This window comes from Candidatus Clostridium stratigraminis, from assembly GCF_045310675.1.
Taxonomy (GTDB): domain Bacteria; phylum Bacillota; class Clostridia; order Clostridiales; family Clostridiaceae; genus Clostridium_AT; species Clostridium_AT stratigraminis.
In genome coordinates, this window is the sequence record NZ_JBJHZZ010000002.1 from 19,204 (window position 1) to 36,132 (window position 16,929).

The 16,929-nt window shown below is 34.5% G+C and carries 12 protein-coding genes and 1 pseudogene; 11 read left to right on the forward strand and 2 right to left on the reverse strand.

All coding sequences use genetic code 11. The features are described 5' to 3' along the window. The first annotated feature begins 28 nt into the window (after window positions 1–28). From ACJDUG_RS04480 to ACJDUG_RS04530, 11 genes and pseudogenes are all read left to right on the forward strand, one after another. Window positions 29–1,939, forward strand: coding sequence for an alginate lyase family protein (locus ACJDUG_RS04480; RefSeq protein WP_406768708.1), 1,911 nt, complete (start codon window positions 29–31; stop codon window positions 1,937–1,939). A 327-nt stretch (window positions 1,940–2,266) separates the two neighbouring features. Beyond that, entirely contained in the window at window positions 2,267–2,686 is a 420-nt protein-coding gene (locus tag ACJDUG_RS04485) for a hypothetical protein (RefSeq protein ID WP_406768709.1), read from the forward strand. Further along, window positions 2,658–3,818, forward strand: a complete 1,161-nt coding sequence (locus tag ACJDUG_RS04490) for a DDE-type integrase/transposase/recombinase (protein ID WP_406768710.1) — start codon at window positions 2,658–2,660, stop codon at window positions 3,816–3,818. The genes ACJDUG_RS04485 and ACJDUG_RS04490 overlap by 29 nt, the downstream gene beginning before the upstream one ends. Then, window positions 3,806–4,504, forward strand: coding sequence for an IS21-like element helper ATPase IstB (gene istB / locus ACJDUG_RS04495; RefSeq protein WP_406768711.1), 699 nt, complete (start codon window positions 3,806–3,808; stop codon window positions 4,502–4,504). The genes ACJDUG_RS04490 and istB overlap by 13 nt, the downstream gene beginning before the upstream one ends. A gap of 542 nt (window positions 4,505–5,046) precedes the next feature. Continuing rightward, window positions 5,047–5,208, forward strand: coding sequence for a hypothetical protein (locus ACJDUG_RS04500; protein ID WP_406768712.1), 162 nt, complete (start codon window positions 5,047–5,049; stop codon window positions 5,206–5,208). Window positions 5,209–5,407: 199 nt separating this feature from the next. Beyond that, window positions 5,408–7,162 (forward strand): acetyl-CoA carboxylase carboxyltransferase subunit alpha, encoded by a 1,755-nt coding sequence (locus ACJDUG_RS04505; protein WP_406769088.1) that lies wholly within the window; start codon window positions 5,408–5,410, stop codon window positions 7,160–7,162. A gap of 48 nt (window positions 7,163–7,210) precedes the next feature. Continuing rightward, window positions 7,211–8,767, forward strand: a complete 1,557-nt coding sequence (locus ACJDUG_RS04510) for a pyruvate carboxylase subunit B (protein ID WP_406768713.1) — start codon at window positions 7,211–7,213, stop codon at window positions 8,765–8,767. A gap of 56 nt (window positions 8,768–8,823) precedes the next feature. Further along, window positions 8,824–9,240, forward strand: a complete 417-nt coding sequence (locus ACJDUG_RS04515) for a biotin/lipoyl-containing protein (protein WP_406768714.1) — start codon at window positions 8,824–8,826, stop codon at window positions 9,238–9,240. A gap of 129 nt (window positions 9,241–9,369) precedes the next feature. Further along, window positions 9,370–9,477: pseudogene (locus tag ACJDUG_RS04520) on the forward strand (DnaB-like helicase C-terminal domain-containing protein); the annotation flags it as partial. A gap of 170 nt (window positions 9,478–9,647) precedes the next feature. Further along, a complete protein-coding gene (locus ACJDUG_RS04525) occupies window positions 9,648–12,917 on the forward strand; it encodes a M14 family metallopeptidase (RefSeq protein WP_406768715.1) in 3,270 nt (1,089 codons plus the stop codon). Window positions 12,918–13,126: 209 nt separating this feature from the next. Then, complete coding sequence (locus ACJDUG_RS04530; protein ID WP_406768716.1) at window positions 13,127–14,491, forward strand: metallophosphoesterase family protein; 1,365 nt, start codon at window positions 13,127–13,129, stop codon at window positions 14,489–14,491. 104 nt (window positions 14,492–14,595) lie between these two features. On the opposite strand, the gene ACJDUG_RS04535 is transcribed toward ACJDUG_RS04530, so the two are convergent. After that, window positions 14,596–15,204 (reverse strand): DUF3793 family protein, encoded by a 609-nt coding sequence (locus ACJDUG_RS04535; protein ID WP_406768717.1) that lies wholly within the window; start codon window positions 15,202–15,204, stop codon window positions 14,596–14,598. Window positions 15,205–15,601: 397 nt separating this feature from the next. Then, window positions 15,602–16,507 carry an alpha/beta fold hydrolase gene (locus tag ACJDUG_RS04540; protein ID WP_406768718.1) on the reverse strand — a complete coding sequence of 302 codons (906 nt, stop codon included), beginning with the start codon at window positions 16,505–16,507 and terminating at the stop codon, window positions 15,602–15,604. Window positions 16,508–16,929: the final 422 nt, after the last annotated feature.

Sequence of the window (16,929 nt, forward strand, 5' to 3'; positions counted from 1 at the left end):
AAAAATAAATAATGAAGGTACTGGTTATATGAACAATAATAAAAACTTAAAATGGTTCTTTCATAGGCTAAAAGCAATGTCTATAGAAGAGATAATATTTCGTTTTAAAAAGAAGTTGCAATTAAAGGGATATGAGAAAAACTTTAAAGAAAAGAAAACTGTTCTGGAATTATCTATACCTAATCTGAAAACAGATAAATTTAATCTGCTTAATAATAAGATAGATGAGATTTGGGATTTTTCTAATGATGCTATAAATGAAAAGAAAGATTTTATAGTTGATATATTCGATATGAAAATTGATCTAAGCAAGGACTTTTCATGGCATGGGTTTAATGCTTTAAAGTGGGATAAAAGTGTTTTTTCATGTAATATAGACTTTAAGAATAAAGATGAGATAGGAGAAATAAGGCTCACTTGGGAACTTAATAGACATTTATTTTTACCTCATTTTTTTTTAATGTGGAAAAATACGAATAATAGAGTATACTTTGAAAAGGCTAAGGAGCTATTTTATGATTGGGTTAATGATAATTATTTTTTAAGAGGTGTGAATTGGTCATCACCCATGGAAATAGCTATTAGAGCTTATCAGTGGATTCTATGCTATGCTATTATTAAAGAAGCTGATGATAATAAGCTTAAAGAAGATTTAATTACAGCAGTTATCAATTCTATAAAATATGTATCTGAAAATTTTTCAGGATTTTCCTCAGCTAATAATCATTTAATACTTGAAGCTGGTTTGACTTCAATAATTGGTGAATTACTAAAGGATGTATATAATCAAAATTGGTTTCAAAAAGGTTATGATGTATTAGAGAAAGAAATAAAAAGACAATTTTACAGTGAAGGTGTTAACAAAGAACATGCAGCCCATTATCATGGGTTTGTAGTAGATTTGCTGCTTCAATATAATACATTTTTAAAATACTTAAATAAAAAAGCAATTTGTGAGGATATCTTATTTAAGTCAGTAGAATTTATCGGTTATCTTAAATATTGCAAGGACTTTGTTGAGTTTGGTGATAGCGATGATGCTAAAATTCTAAATTTGACTGGAAAGTCATATAATTATTATGATTATTTACTAGCCTTTGGTTCAAAGTATTTTGAAACAAGCTTTACTGAAGATATTACTAATTCCCAGTTATCAGTTTGGAAATATATTAAAAGCCAGGATATAATAAAACCATTTGATTATAATGGTATAAAGTACTATGAAAAATCTGGGTACTTTATATATAAATCTAATGAATTAACCTTCTTCTTCGATATTGCAGAATTAGGTTTTGGAAGCATTGCTGCTCATGGTCATGCTGATTGTTTGGCATTTGTTTTATCAGTAAAAAATATACCGATTTTTGTAGATCCAGGCACCTACATTTATAATGTCGAAAGTTCATTAAGAAATTATTTTAGAAGTACTTCAGCTCATAATACCTTAACTTATGATGAGTTATCACAATCAACAATGGAAGGACCTTTTTTATGGTCTAAAAAAGCGAATATAATTGAAAAGGGCTTTTATGAGGATGTAGATTATGTAGTTATATACGGATCACATGATGGGTATAAACCTTTTACTCATAAAAGGATAATATATATCAGCAAAAAATATAATCTTGTTATTATAAAGGATGAATTTGATGGAGATAAAGGTATTGTAAACTTTACTTTAGATAGTAGTAATATCTTATCAAAAATAAATGATAAAAAATATAGTATTAATAATAATTTATATTTCTATACCAACGAAGAAATTGAAATACATAAGCAACTGATATCTAAATCTTTTTTGAAGAAGGAAGAAACTAATGCATTTTGTGTTAGTATAAATAAAAACAGCCCCTGTATATCTATTATTACAGATGAAGAAAAATTAATTTTGCATCAGAAAGCTATATATAAAGAAGGAGAAATTATTTTTATATATTAATTTCATTTTTTTAAGATTAATAGGATCTGAAATGTGAATGATATTATTAAAGTGTACAACTTCAGAGCATTTTGTTAGCGAGTTAATTTACCATTAGTTGATATAAATCCCAAAAATGGAAAAATAAACCTTCGGACTTCTAACACTCCCATAGCCATCAAGTAAGCAAGCTCGATCGCTGGCTCCCTCGCAAGAACCCGCGTGTAAATGGTAAAATAAAATGGAGAAATTTCGGCAAACAAAAAGGGAGAAAAATTCCCAACTAGTTTAATAATAATCCCATCTCTGATAAAATAACAGAGTTATTCATCAGAGGGGGAATGCAGAATGAAGGGATGGAAAGTGTTTGCAGAAATAAAGGAACTCAAAAGGAAAGGATTGAACAAGGCTCAAGTAGAAAGAGCAATGAATATAAACTATAAGACAGTAACAAAGTATTGGGATATGACACCAGAGGAATATTCAAAACTAATAGAAGAATCAAAATCGAGAGCAAAGAAGATAGACAAGTATAGGAATGATATACTTTCATGGATAAGAGAATTTAACGACATATCAACTGCTCAAATATCCGATTGGTTAAAAGAAAAATATGGACAGTTAGATTTTAAAGATAGGACTTTGAGGTGGTATGTTGAGAAGTTGCGAAAGGACTATAATCTGCCGAAGGCTGCTCAAGATAGGCAGTACATTGATACCTATGGGCTATTAAGCACAAGTGGATTTCGGACAGTCTTGGCTTCATAAGCCTGACGGCTCAAGAGTAAAGCTTTATTGTTTTGCTATGGTACTATCTCATTCAAGATTTAAGTATGTATATTGGCTGGATAAGCCGTTTACCACAGCAACTTTTATAGAGGCTCACGATAGAGCATTTGAATATTTTGGAGGCATGCCAAAAGAGATAGTATATGATCAAGACAGAGTTCTTGCTGTTGATGAGAACTTCGGTGATGTTGTATATACTGAAGAATTTCAAAATTATATTAATCTAATGCATTTTAAGGCTAGGCTCTGCCGAGCATATGACCCAGAAAGCAAAGGAAAAATTGAAGCAGTAGTTAAATTTGTTAAATATAACTTTGCTATACATAGAAAATTTGTAAATATAGATTCCTTTAACGAGGATTGCCTAAAGTGGCTTGAGAGGACTGGAAATGCCAAGATACATGATATAACGAAAAAGGCACCAGTAGAAGTGTTTGCTTTGGAGAGTCAACACTTACAACCAGTACCTCAATCAATTAATAAAAAATTCAATGACACTAGTTTAAACTATAACGTAAGAAAAAACAATATTGTTTTCTATAAACAGAATAGATATCAAGTTCCAAAAGGTACTTATGAGCCTGGAAAGCAAGTCAAACTAGTAGTCAAGGATAATTCAATAGATATAGTAGATTTAGATACTGGAGAAATTATAGCACACCATCCTATAAGCACAAAAAGAGAAGAACTAGTTAAACTTAATCATCCAGAAAGACATATAAGCAAATCTGCTGAAGAGATGTACTCTAAAGCACTCATCGTGCTGGGTGGTACAGATAGTGCCAAAATTCTTTTAGATAACATAAGAAAAGAAAGAGCAAGATATGTTAAAGACCAACTAGGAGTTATTGTTAAGGCTGCTCCTAACTACGATATCAATATTATAGATAAAGCCATAGAATATTGTGTAAGCCGAAGGCTTTGGAGCGCTGGAATGTTTAAAGATACTCTTGAACATTTAAACATTGAAAACAGCCAGAAGACAAGCAACAAAATTGTTTTGAATAATGCCTCTATCCCCTCAAAGTGCAAGGGTATAAAAACAGAAATTAGAGCTATTAGCGAGTATACAAATGCTTTGAAGGAGGATAAAACAACATGGAAAAACTAGAATTAATAAAGGATTATTCAAAAACTCTTAAACTTAACTATCTAAATGCTAATGCAGCAAAGATTATTGAAAATGCTGACTCTAAGGATTTATCTTATCAAGATTTGCTCCTGGATATACTCAAAAATGAGATAAATCTAAAAGACGTAAGGGCACAAGAAAGGCTGCTTAAAAATGCAGGCTTTCCTATGATTAAGCACTTAGAGGAATTTGATTTCAATTTCCAGAAATCAATAACTTCTAAACAGGTGAATAGACTTATTAAACTGGAATGGATAGATAGGATGTTCAATCTTATCTTCCTTGGTCCTCCAGGTGTGGGCAAAACTCATCTTGCTATCGCAATGGGCTTAAAAGCCGTTAAGGCTGGGTATAAAGTTAGTTTTGTTTCTATGGACAATCTTATGCATATACTTAGAACTGAAGATATATCAAGGAAAAGCAAAGGTAAGGTTAATAGTATACTCTCTTCAAGCCTCGTCATTATTGATGAATTAGGATACCTGCCTATAACTAAAGAAGAAGCCAATATGTTCTTTCAGTTAATATCTGCTCTTCATGAACAGGCTTCAATAATAATCACTTCTAATAAAGGCTTTGAAGACTGGACCGAACTGCTTGGAGATGATGCCTTAACAACACAGTTCTTGATAGACTTGTGCATAAGTGTGAACTTTTTAATATGACAGGTAAAAGTTATAGACTTGAACATAGACAATCTATATTTTAGGAAATAAAAAAGGAAAAACTTCAGTAAAATTATTTGCCGAAATTTCTCCAAAGGTACTTGCCAGTAACACCATTTGGTTACGATTTTCCTGTATGGTGATAATTTTCCGCTTCTTTGCTGCTTCGGGTGTAACTCCAAATTATAGTTTTCTTTATCCACATACTTTTTTACAGTTGTAAAATCAAATCCTGTTATTTCCACTATTTTTCTTAAGCTTTTCCCTTCAAATTTTCTTAAGTTTCTGATACGATATATTTGTTCCATTGTCAGCATCTCCTTATTCTCCTTTTCAGTTTGGTCACTAAAAAGGATATTATTTTCAAGGGGTGCTTGCAATGGGATCTTTCCATTTTTTGCGGGGATTTTTAACTTCCGTACTGCTTGATTTCTATTCTACCAAATACAAATTTAATGCATTTGCATATGAAATTCTTCACGATATGCCACCTCAACATATCTTATGTTAAGAAAATCAAATTTGTTAGAAGTAATACAGATATGAAATCAAGCTATGAAAAATATAGTAGCATGACTTCTATGAATTTTGGTGAAATAAATTGGAAACCAAATGTTAAATACTATGGTGAAAATACTCCAAAGCTTATAGATTTTGTAATTAAAAATTTGTTAAATAAATATTGCATTTTCTTTACAAAGTGATTTTTAATAGTCAAATATCTGAAAGTTCCCAATAAATATGTTGTTTTTTATCCGAATTATGCTATGATATAATAAGCGAGGTTTGTTAAAATACTTTGATTATCAAAGTATTTTAGTATTTTAATGTAGTAAAAAGTATTTTAAACAGTAAATACTTTTTAATAAATTTAAAAGTAGGGGAATAGATATGCTGGTAAATATGCTTGATAAAATAGATAATTCAGCTTTAAGAAATATTAGTAAAGAAATAGAGACCACTAAAGATGTAAAGGAAAGTGTTAAATATCATATTCAGGAAATTAAAATGGAAAGTGATTTATTTATAAAATGCCCTGAATGTGGGGAAGTACTTATAAAAGCAGAGATGGATGATGAATTACAGGTATGTTTTAATTGTAATCACCATATGAGGATAAATAGCAGGAAAAGAATTGAATTCATATTTGACCAAGATTCAATTGAGTATTTGAATGAAAATATGAAAAGTTCAAATCCTCTTGATTATCCGAAATACTCCGAAAAAACAGGAGAATTAATAAATAAGCTTAAAATAAATGAAGCTGTAATTACGGGCATTGGTAGTATTAATGGTAATAAAACATGCTTTGGTGTTATGGATTCTAAATTTATTATGGGCTCCATGGGAAGTGTTGTTGGAGAAAAGCTTGCAAGAATGCTTGAGAAAGCAACAGCCTTGAAACTGCCAGCGATTATATTTACAGTGTCAGGTGGAGCCAGAATGCAGGAAGGAATTCTTTCTTTAATGCAGATGGCCAAGGTATCAGCAGCAGTGAAAAGACACAGTAATGCAGGGCTTTTGTACATTACAGTAATTACGGATCCAACAACAGGGGGGGTAACTGCAAGTTTCGCTTCACTTGGAGATATAATTATTGCTGAGCCAAAGGCTACAATAGGATTTGCAGGCAAAAGAGTAATTGAACAAACCATTAAGCAGAAGCTACCTAGTGATTTCCAAAGCTCGGAATTCATGCTGGAACACGGTTTTGTAGATATGATTGTACATAGAAGAGACATGAAGGCTACACTTTCTCACTTAATTGAAATTCACGGTAGATTAAGTGAGGTTAATATAGAAAAGTCATTAGTTCTAATTGAAGAAGGCTCAAATGAGGAGCCTAGCTTATGTGATAAAAACTTAGACCCATGGGAAATAGTGAAGATTGCTCGAAACAAAAACAGGCCCAATTATAAGGATTATATAGAGGAATTAATTGATGGATTTGTTGAGCTTCATGGAGATAGATACTATAAGGACGATGAAGCTATTGTTGGAGGAATCGGTTATTTTAATGGTATTCCTGTAACCATAATTAGCCATGCTAAGGGTAAAACCATAGAAGAAAATCTTAAGAGGAGTTTTGGCAGCCCATATCCTGAAGGTTATAGAAAGGCTCTAAGACTTATGAAAGAGGCAGAAAAGTTTAATAGACCTATAATTTGCCTTATAGATACTCAGGGAGCATACTGCGGAATAGGAGCTGAGGAAAGAGGTCAGGGTGAAGCAATTGCCAAGAATTTACTTGAGTTGTCAGATTTGAAAACTCCAATTATTTCTGTTGTTATTGGTGAAGGCGGCAGTGGAGGTGCACTTGCTCTTGGCGTTGCAGATAAAGTTTTTATGCTTGAAAATTCCATATACTCAGTTATTTCACCAGAAGGGTGTGCTTCAATATTAATGAAGGATTCCTCAAAAGCTGATGAAGCATCAAGAATACTAAAGCTTACTGCCAAGGATTTAAAGGCACTTAAAGTCATTGATGGCATTATTGATGAACCTCTTGGTGGAGCTCACAATGATGTGAATTGTACTGTTAACAATGTTAAGGCTACAATATATAAAAATCTTCTTGAACTACTTAATAAGGACATGGATAAGCTGGTTGATGAAAGATATAGCAAGCTAAGAGAAATTGGGGAGTATATTGAGTAGGTTTTACTAATTAAGTTTTCATATTGTTTATATAGGAGTTGAAATACTGTGAAGGTAAATATTACAGAGACTGTACTAAGGGATGGACAGCAGTCCCTTGTTGCTACAAGAATGCATTTAGATGATTTTGAAGCAATACTTGAGGCAGCTGACAAAGCTGGCTACTATTCCATTGAATGCTGGGGTGGAGCAACCTTTGATGCCTGTCTAAGGTTTTTAAACGAAAATCCTTGGGAAAGACTTAGAATTATGAAATCCAAGTTGAAGCATACAAAGATTCAAATGCTTCTAAGAGGACAAAATCTTCTTGGCTATAAGCATTACTCCGATGATGTGGTGAGAAAATTTATAAAGCTTGCTATAGGCAATGGTGTTGATATCATTAGAATATTTGACGCTCTTAATGATTATAGAAACATAGAAGTGGCTGTTAAAGAGACGATTTTATGTGGGGGCCATGCTCAGGGGTGCATCGTGTATACAACAAGTCCCATTCATAATTTAGAAAAGTATGTTGAGCTTGGAAAAGAGCTTGAGAAAATGGGAGTAAACTCAATTTGCATAAAGGATATGGCTGGAATTATGGGACCTCAGGAGGCTTATGACCTTGTAAAATATTTAAAGCAGGAAGTGAACATCCCTATACATCTACATACTCATTCAACCACAGGGCTAGCTCCACTTACCTATCTTAAAGCAATTGAAGCAGGTTGTGATGGGATAGATACTTCAATTTCAACTTTTTCTGGGGGAACTTCTCAGCCAGCTACAGAAACTATGAATTATGCCTTAAATCAATTGGGATACACTACTGGATTAAAAGCAGATATTCTGAAAAATGTGAATGACTTTTTCAGACCTGTTAAGGCTAAATTTAATGATAGTGGAGAACTTGACCCATATGTTTTAGGTACAGAAACTGATGCACTAGTGTATCAGCTGCCTGGTGGAATGCTTTCAAATCTTATTTCCCAGCTAAAAGCCCAAAATGCAGCACATCGTCTTGAGGAAGTTTTAGCTGAGGTGCCAAAGGTTAGAAAGGATTTAGGTTATCCGCCACTTGTAACTCCAATGAGCCAGATGGTTGGGGTGCAGGCTACAATAAATGTTATACTGGGAGAAAGACATAAAAGAGTTACAAGCGAGGTTAAGTCCTATTTAAGAGGAGAATATGGAAAGGCACCTGGTGAGCTTAATGCTAGACTTGTAAAGAAAATTTTGGGTGACGAAAAGCCCATTACAAATAGGTTCGCAGATACCTTAAGGCCAACATTTGAAATTACAAAATATAGGATAAATAATCCATTTATGAGCGATGAAGATGTTATTTCATATATTCTATTTCCTCAAATTGCAGAAAAATATTTTAAAGAAAGGGATGAACAAAACACAATTATGGCCAGGTATAATGTTCATTCTTTAACTGAATTTGATGCTTCAAATGTTATTGATATAAATAAAAAACCTTTGGGAATAGCAAATAGAGAATTGAAGCTAATAAGCGTTGATGAAAGTACAGCGGCACTTGCTATTGCAATTGTTTGTGATCATTTAAAAACAAACCCCAAAGAGCTTAACTTCAAATCCATAAAGGCTCTTGATTGACAATTTTAAAGTCCTAAATGGACTTTAACGGGTAACATGTAAGGAGGAAATATTTAATGAAATATTGTGTTACTATAAATAACAAAAGTTATGAAGTTGAGGTTGAAAAGGGAGAAGCTGCCATTGTCAGCACAACCGAAATGACAGGTGAAGCTGTAGAAAACAAAAACCCAGCTAACATACAAGCTGCAGCAACCACTGTGGCTCCTAATATGGTTGAAGTATCAGAACAAGTAGTTGAGGTAAGTCCAGTGGAAGGTAAAGAAGTTGTAAAGGCTCCTATGGCAGGCACAATAATTGATATAAAAGTAAACGTAGGCTCAGCCGTTCAGATAGGAGATACTCTTCTAGTGCTAGAAGCTATGAAGATGGAAAACGAAGTTACAGCCCATGTAGATGGTATTGTAGCTGAAATCAAGGTTTCCAAGGGTGCAAATGTTTCTGCTGATGATGTACTTGTAGTGCTTAAGTAAGAGCAAGCTCATCGTCAAGCCTCCTCGTGAAGGGGGTCAGACCCCTGGGCAAATATGTAAAGTCCGATAGTAATAATGCTATCGGATTTTTTGTTTTTTGATTTATATGAAGCCTAAAGCTTATGGCTAAAGGAACTGGATATAACAGTAACTTCCTTATCCCAGCTCTCTCGTGCACCAGAAACAAGAGCTGATCATAAGCCTCTTTTATCAGATTTAAGGGAGTCAGGTGCAATATAATTAATTGTAAATCAACACATTTATTGTTTTGTGTATAAAGGTGGTATTTTGTGGCTAAATCAAGTTTATTTTGTACTCCTCTTTTTGTTGTAAATGTGTGGAAAGCTGAATATATTATTTCTGATAAGAATTCCATTACATGGGAAAAGAGAGGAGCGATAAAATTAATGAAAAGCAAGAAAACTAAATTTATGCACAGTTGGCTGGCTTTTGCTGTTACTTTGGCAATGTTGATTTCCATGGGAACATCTCTAGTGAGTGCACATGATGTGGATTACACCAAGCCTGTCAGTGAATTGCCATCTCTGAAGCTGGGAGGTCCACCAGTAGTGACGACCGGATCAACATTGGACAACCTTGGAACAGGACAAGACTGGATATCTATGACAGAAACCCGCAACTTTGAAGCAAAGATCCCAGTTTCCATGTCATTTTCAGATGCAGAGGCCGCTGTCAACTCCGGCACCTTCAAATGGACTCTTAGCCGTACCGCGCCATATTTGAGTACGGATCTCTATCCTAACTATAAAAAAGGCGGAGATCTCGTGTCTGATCTTAGTAATACTATTTGGAAGACCACTGATAAAACCCCTTTACCCTGGTTTATCAATGTCAAAACCAACGTGGTTCAGGATGGAAACAAAGTCTATCTTGACCTGAACTTCAGTACCAATAAATTCTACTCTGATGGCAGTGTTCCACATGGCTCTGCAACCAACACAATGGATTACATTGGTTGGTACAGTCTTGCCGCTGTTAACAATGGAACCGTCTTAGGCTCTGCTGCAGCTAAGATTTATCCTTATGATGATTTTCATACTATGGGTGAAATCTATGATAGTATTGATACCCTGGCTGCCACTAAAACTTCTTATTTTGCAAAGCGCTACTCAATGGGCGTCACCGAAGCCGGCTATGATATGCCTTATCTCATCGTCGCTAAAGATGAAAAGACTGTGAATAATTGGCTGAAACTTTGCGATCAGGCTGAAAATGATCCTGCTAAGGTAATGGATGATATTAAAAAGGGCAAACTCAATGACATTCAAGTGCCAGTTATGTTCTCAAATATCCATTCAAATGAAGCTCCTGCAGCCGATTCTATCCTAAAATTCTCTCAGATGCTGCTCACGCAAAAGACCATTGATTACAATATATTGACCAGTTTTACTGATGCAGGCCAGACAGAGCTCAATAGCGAAATGGCTAGCACCAAGCTTGCTATCCCAGACTTAGTTAAAAACTCAGCCACCTACTTAGGCTTCTTAAGTGATATATCTGGATCAAAGTATGCTCCAAACCGCACTTCCGGTCTGGTAGACTTAAGCAAATATTACAACCAGAAGACCAATGATGTAAACGTATCGAGCCTACTGAACGACGTGTTCTTCGTTCTCGTTCCAGAAGAAAATGTGGAGGGACGTATTTATATGAGCCGCGTTTCTTCCGGAGGATTGGATCTCAACCGAGACAACTCTTTCCAAACACAAAACGAAACCCAGAACATGCAGCGACTCATCGGCAAATATAATCCTGTAAGCCTCACCGAGCTTCACGGCAGAATTACAGCTTTTCAGGTAGAGCCATGTAGTCCTCCACATGAGCCCAATTTCGAATATGATCTTTTGGCTCAGCATTTGGTAAAAGGCGGTGAAGCCTTCGGAGTTGCGGCGGTTGCTAACAACGCCGGTTATAATAGCTATGTAATGCCTGAGCGCGACTATCTGCAATACACCGGAAATACAACATCCAACGGATCACCCGAAACTTACTGGACTAGTCCTTGGGATGATATGTCCACCTCCTATACACCACAGTTTGCTATGCTCCACGGCACTGTAGCATACACCGTAGAGTGCCCTGCCTACAACGATCAGGTAACAAAAGGTCTTGCTTATGGTGGGCTTGGACAGTCAGTCTATGTTGCCAATAATAAATTAGATTATCTGAAAGCCCAGGTTGAGTACTTTAAACGTGGTGTTACCAATTACAACTCCGACTCCTACAATCTGGTGGGTCAGTGGTTTAGCGACCAAAATGACATAGAGGGTGCAGACGCTAAACTTTTCAGGCCCGAATACACTGGACCTGGCGAAAACGGCAACTTCTATCCAGAATGCTACATAATACCTCTAGATGCAGCTCATCAGACAAATCTTCAGGCTGCCAATGATATGATGAAGTGGCTCACTCGCAACTATGTAAAAGTTCAGCTGACCAAAAAAGCCTTTACCTTTAAAGGAGTGACCTATCCAATTGGTACTATGATCGTCAGCATGTATCAAGCCACTCGCTCTGTTGCAAATGGGGCTTTATACGACGGTACCTTCATCAACAACTGGTCCGCACTTTATTCTGAAGGCATTACCACATTCAATGAAACACGCGGTTTTGATATGACAACCTGCGCAGAACCGGCCGCATATCAAGCCATCGCTAAAGTCTCAGGCAATATGTTAAGCTACGAAGATTGCATTAAATATCTATCTACCGTAAAATCTGACTTCTCAGGTCCTACTGGTGCACAGGTCATCATCTCCAACGCTTCTGAGGATTCAACCTTTGCAGTAAATGCTCTGCTTAAGGCTGGAAAAACCGTTGGTATGATTACCGATGGCACATACAAGGATGATTTCATCTGCTCATATGCTGATTGGAAGACAGTCTGCAATAACTTTATCCTAACTGGTACCGGTATATCTGAAAATTATCCTACTGCTAGTATTATTAAAAAGGCCCCCGCTATTTATATTGCTGGTAAGCCGTCTCAATCTACTACAGGTTATGTAAACACTGCTATTCTCAATAACTACAACTACAATTATGATCGTCAGGCCATGGATCTTTTGAACTTCAACACTACTATCGATGCTACCAAAGCAGATGTGGTTATTGGCGCCAATGCACTAGATAATGATGGTTTAGCTGCAGTTGAGAAAGATGTTCCTTATATCGGATATAGCTCTGCAGGTGGAGGTAAATCAGACCTGGATAAGCTGTTTAATAACATTACACGCAGTGCTGTGGGTGGTGGCTCTATGGATGCGCTTCCTTATGTGACCTACCCTACAAACAACCTCATCACTGCTAGCTACATTAATGAGAAAGACGACGTAATGTACGGCTATGGTGCTGGATACTATCCATCAGTACCAAGCGGTGCTGAAATCCTTGTTAGTGTTGATGCAACTAAAACTCCGACAGAAGGCTTCCTCCGTAGCAGTGATGTAAATTTTAAAAATTTCTTGAACGGATCTATTCAAGGATTCTCTTATAATGGACTAGACAAAAACGGAAAACAAATTAACGTAGCCCTCTTCGCCAACACCCTAACAAATAAAGTTCATCAGCGTGATGAATATGCTTTCATCAGCAACTTTATCTTCTCCAACCTGCTTGGCGGAGCATATGTTCCAAGCAGCGGCATGACAAGATAAACGGGCAGAAAATCCGTCAGCCTAGGTGTGATTTTGTTCACCTTGGCTGGCTTTTTTTCTATATTATAAATATTTGTGCAGGTATTTACCTCCAAAAAGGCGAATAGAATAGGTATAAATGTAAGACTAATTAACTATCTGGAAATCCTATTTTACATGTATGTCAAAAGCGAAATCAAACTGGAAAATACCATAATGGGGGAAGTATTATGAAAAAAAGTCATAGGCTTAGAAACTTACTTATAGCAATGCCCATACTAGCAATAATCATTGTATTTTTATTTTCAGCTATATCTGGCTATATTAAAGCTAAGCCAAAGCTGCAATATACATTTAACCAGTCAAATAAAGTAAATACGGTGGCATATCCTAATGCTAAATTTGCTGTTATAAGCGATTTACATTATTATGAGAATGCATTAGGTACATCTGGTACTGCCTTTGAAAATGTTTTAAAAGCAGATAGGAAATTATTAAAGGATAGTGCTGATTTGCTGAATCTAGCAATAGATAACATTATAAAATCAAATGTGAAATTCCTATTAGTATCAGGAGATTTAACAAAGGATGGTGAATTGGTTTGCCATCAGGACGTTGCAAAGTCTCTTTCAAGGCTTACCCAAAGTGGCATAAAGGTTTATGTTGTACCAGGAAACCACGATGTTAATAACCCACTTTCTTATAAATACGAAGGAGATAAATCAAGTAAAGTACCAGACATTACTGCCTCTCAATTTGCAGATATTTATAAGGATTGTGGTTATGTAAGTGCAGTCTATAGGGATACTAATTCTTTAAGCTATGTGGCTGAGCCGGTTAATAACCTATGGATAGTAGCACTTGATACTTGCCGTTATGAGGAAAACAAGCCTGGCGAAGAAGAAATAGTAAGTGGTAAGTTGTCTCAAGAAGAAGAAAATTGGCTTACAAATATACTTAAGAAGGCAAATGAAAATAATAAAGCTGTTATAATATTAGGTCATCATGGATTGGTAGAACATTGGGAAGGTCAAAGTAAGCTTCACCCAGATTATCTCCTGCAGGATTATAAATATGTAGGTAAGCTTTTAGCATCCTATGGTGTTAGACTTGCCTTTACCGGTCATTACCATGCTCAAGATATAGCACTTGCGAGCTTCGATAATGGTGGTTCCCTTTATGATGTTGAGACAGGTTCCTTAATAACTGCCCCATGCGCTGTTCGTTATTGTGCTCTTGATGGTAATAAGATAGAAATAAATTCAGACTTTTTAGTAGATAAGCTGCACCCAAATACTAACTTTGCTAAGGATGCCAATGAATTTGTATTTAATACTGTAGAGGCAGAGGCCTATAAAACCTTAAGGAAGTATTACGTATCTGAAAAGGATGCAAAGACAATAGCTAATTATGTAAGCGCTGGTTTTGTAGAACATTATAAGGGTGATGAAAATATAAAAGATCGACCTGATTTTGATGTAAATAAATTGAGCCTTTGGAGCAGAATTATATATTCACAAGAAAAATATGTAGTTAATGGATTATGGAAGGATTCACCCCCTAAGGATAACAATGTAACTTTGATTTTAAACTAAATGGAAAATTAAAATACCGCAAATAGTTTAGCTAAAGATTACATAAGCATTAAGAAGCATTTTGAAGTGCTTCTTTTTTTGTAGAGTTATAAGTTTTATTAAACTTACAATTCTTCTATAATATCCAAAGGTTTTAACCCATTCAACATCATTCTTATATTATTATTTCTTATTTCATCATATTTGTGGAATATTTCTTTTGCCTCTTCTACATTATCATATACCTTCCAGTATCCAACCATCTTACACCTCTTATTAGGATGCTCAATAAAGAAGGCTACATCTTTTACCGGATATCCTAGGAAAATACCTATTTCGTGAGGAAAAGTACTTTTAAACCGCGTAGATAGATGTGAGAAACATTGTTCAATACTTAGCTCTTTACAGTAGCCAAACTTGGTGAGGAATTCACTATTTCTTTTATCTTTTATTACTGTTTCTAATTTCTCTTTATTATAAAATAACACAATAGTATTTTCTTGACCCTTTTTTAACTCACAAAAGTCAATATTAAGTATATCTTTTATATATCCTTTATAAGCTTTCCATGTGTTTTGTAGATTATGATTATTATTACTGAAATTAAGCAAAGAAGATACTTTCTCTTTTGCTAAGGTTGGGGCAGCACTACATATTATTGTTGAAAATAAATAATCCACATCATTATAACCATTTATTATATTCTTAAAGCTTCTTGCTTCCTCATTGGTCATATCAATGCCCTCCATCGATTCATACTACCCATACTGTTTAATAAATAACACTTATACTTTACCTTTGAATTGAGTTAAATATACAGTTATTCATTTTAGTACTTATTATTTTTATATAATATATTGAATTATATGGAAACTTGCTGATAGCATATTTATATAACCTAATATTTGGGCCATAATTGATATGAAAAAAAATTTATAGTAAGAAAACTATCATTATTTCTATAATAGCCATTTCTATTGGATTAATTATTGGTGCTTTCTTTCTGACAATTACAAAAGGGCAATAAATCAAAATAGATGATTTATTACCCTTTATTATAATGGTTCTGCTCAAAAGGAAAGGTTAATCTGATGCGCAAATTTTAATACTAGAGATGTTAAAAAGGTGCTATTAGAAAAAAATATTGTTAATCCATTTTATAATGTCTTCATACACTTCTTCTTTTCCGATTTCATTTAAAATTTCATGCCTCATATCTTTATAAAGCTTCATCTGTATGTTATTTATGTCAGCTTTCTTATATTCCTTATAGGCTTTATTAACCATTTTACCATTGCTCCCTACAGGGTCTTTATCTCCTGATATGAGAAGAATAGGTAGATCTTTCGGGGTTTTTATAATGTTCTTTTTATCAGTAATAAAAAGAAGACCATCAAACATATCTCTAAAGGCACAAGATGTAAACACAAAGCCGCACTTTTCATCAGCTATAAACCTATCAACTACTTTTTCGTCTCTAGAAAGCCAGTCCTGTTTGGTTCTTATAGGCTTAAATTGATTACAGAAAGAATCATAGGATAACCTATTTAATGTATGATTTCTATATTTTCCTCCATTTTTTTCTATACTTCTTTCCGCTAAAAATTTTCCGAACTTCAGCATTAATCTGGGATTATGTGCTGTTCCAATTGCTATTAATCCATTAATTTCAGTACCATATTGTATTGCATAATGTCTAACTAGAAAGGAACCCATACTATGACCTAAAATAAAAATTCTTAGGGTCTCCTGCTCTTTTTCTATAAATTTTGTTAGCTCATGCAAATCCTCTACAAGAATATTCCATCCATTTTTTTCGGCAAAATATCCTAAGTCATCATTGCTTTTAACAGATAAACCGTGTCCTCTTAGATCATTTGCATAGGCCACATAGCCTTTGTCAGTCAAAAATTGTGCAAAATTAATATACCTTTTAGCATGTTCGCAAGAACCATGTACTAGCTGAATTACTCCTAATACTTTTATATCCTCTTCCGGTTCCCACTTGTAGACATGACTTTCGTGTCCATCCCTCATTATTATATTAAATTCACTGCTTCTCGTAAAACTCACCTCCAGCTTTTAAAAGAAACATCCTAAACTCCAAAATTAACTTGATTATTTCTAAACCTGTTTCACTTTATACAGTTTAGTAATCCATTAGCTTTATTATAATACTATTTGAGGTATTTGAAAAATATGTAAAACAATATAATCTACAATATAGCTTGGTTTTACTTTACCTTAATATGGCTTTTGCTCTTTCACAGGCTATTAAGAGCAATTATTAGTAATGTAAACCTTATGATTCATTTAATTAATATCTGTACAGAAACAGATAATATAATTAATTATTCCCTAAAAATTTGACAATACACTTGTATTAACACGTGTATATACACTATAATATATTTGTACAAGCGATATTGTTTATATAATATTGTCGAAAATATTGATTC

Excerpts from the sequence above, each read along its gene's own strand:
- istB (WP_406768711.1), top strand. The coding sequence starts at position 3,806 with ATGGAAAAACTAGAATTAATAAAGGATTATTCAAAAACTCTTAAACTT.
- ACJDUG_RS04525 (WP_406768715.1), top strand. The coding sequence starts at position 9,648 with ATGAAAAGCAAGAAAACTAAATTTATGCACAGTTGGCTGGCTTTTGCT.
- ACJDUG_RS04535 (WP_406768717.1), bottom strand. The coding sequence starts at position 15,204 with ATGACCAATGAGGAAGCAAGAAGCTTTAAGAATATAATAAATGGTTAT.
- ACJDUG_RS04515 (WP_406768714.1), top strand. The coding sequence starts at position 8,824 with ATGAAATATTGTGTTACTATAAATAACAAAAGTTATGAAGTTGAGGTT.
- ACJDUG_RS04480 (WP_406768708.1), top strand. The coding sequence starts at position 29 with ATGAACAATAATAAAAACTTAAAATGGTTCTTTCATAGGCTAAAAGCA.
- ACJDUG_RS04485 (WP_406768709.1), top strand. The coding sequence starts at position 2,267 with ATGAAGGGATGGAAAGTGTTTGCAGAAATAAAGGAACTCAAAAGGAAA.
- ACJDUG_RS04505 (WP_406769088.1), top strand. The coding sequence starts at position 5,408 with ATGCTTGATAAAATAGATAATTCAGCTTTAAGAAATATTAGTAAAGAA.
- ACJDUG_RS04530 (WP_406768716.1), top strand. The coding sequence starts at position 13,127 with ATGAAAAAAAGTCATAGGCTTAGAAACTTACTTATAGCAATGCCCATA.
- ACJDUG_RS04540 (WP_406768718.1), bottom strand. The coding sequence starts at position 16,507 with ATGAGGGATGGACACGAAAGTCATGTCTACAAGTGGGAACCGGAAGAG.
- ACJDUG_RS04500 (WP_406768712.1), top strand. The coding sequence starts at position 5,047 with ATGAAATCAAGCTATGAAAAATATAGTAGCATGACTTCTATGAATTTT.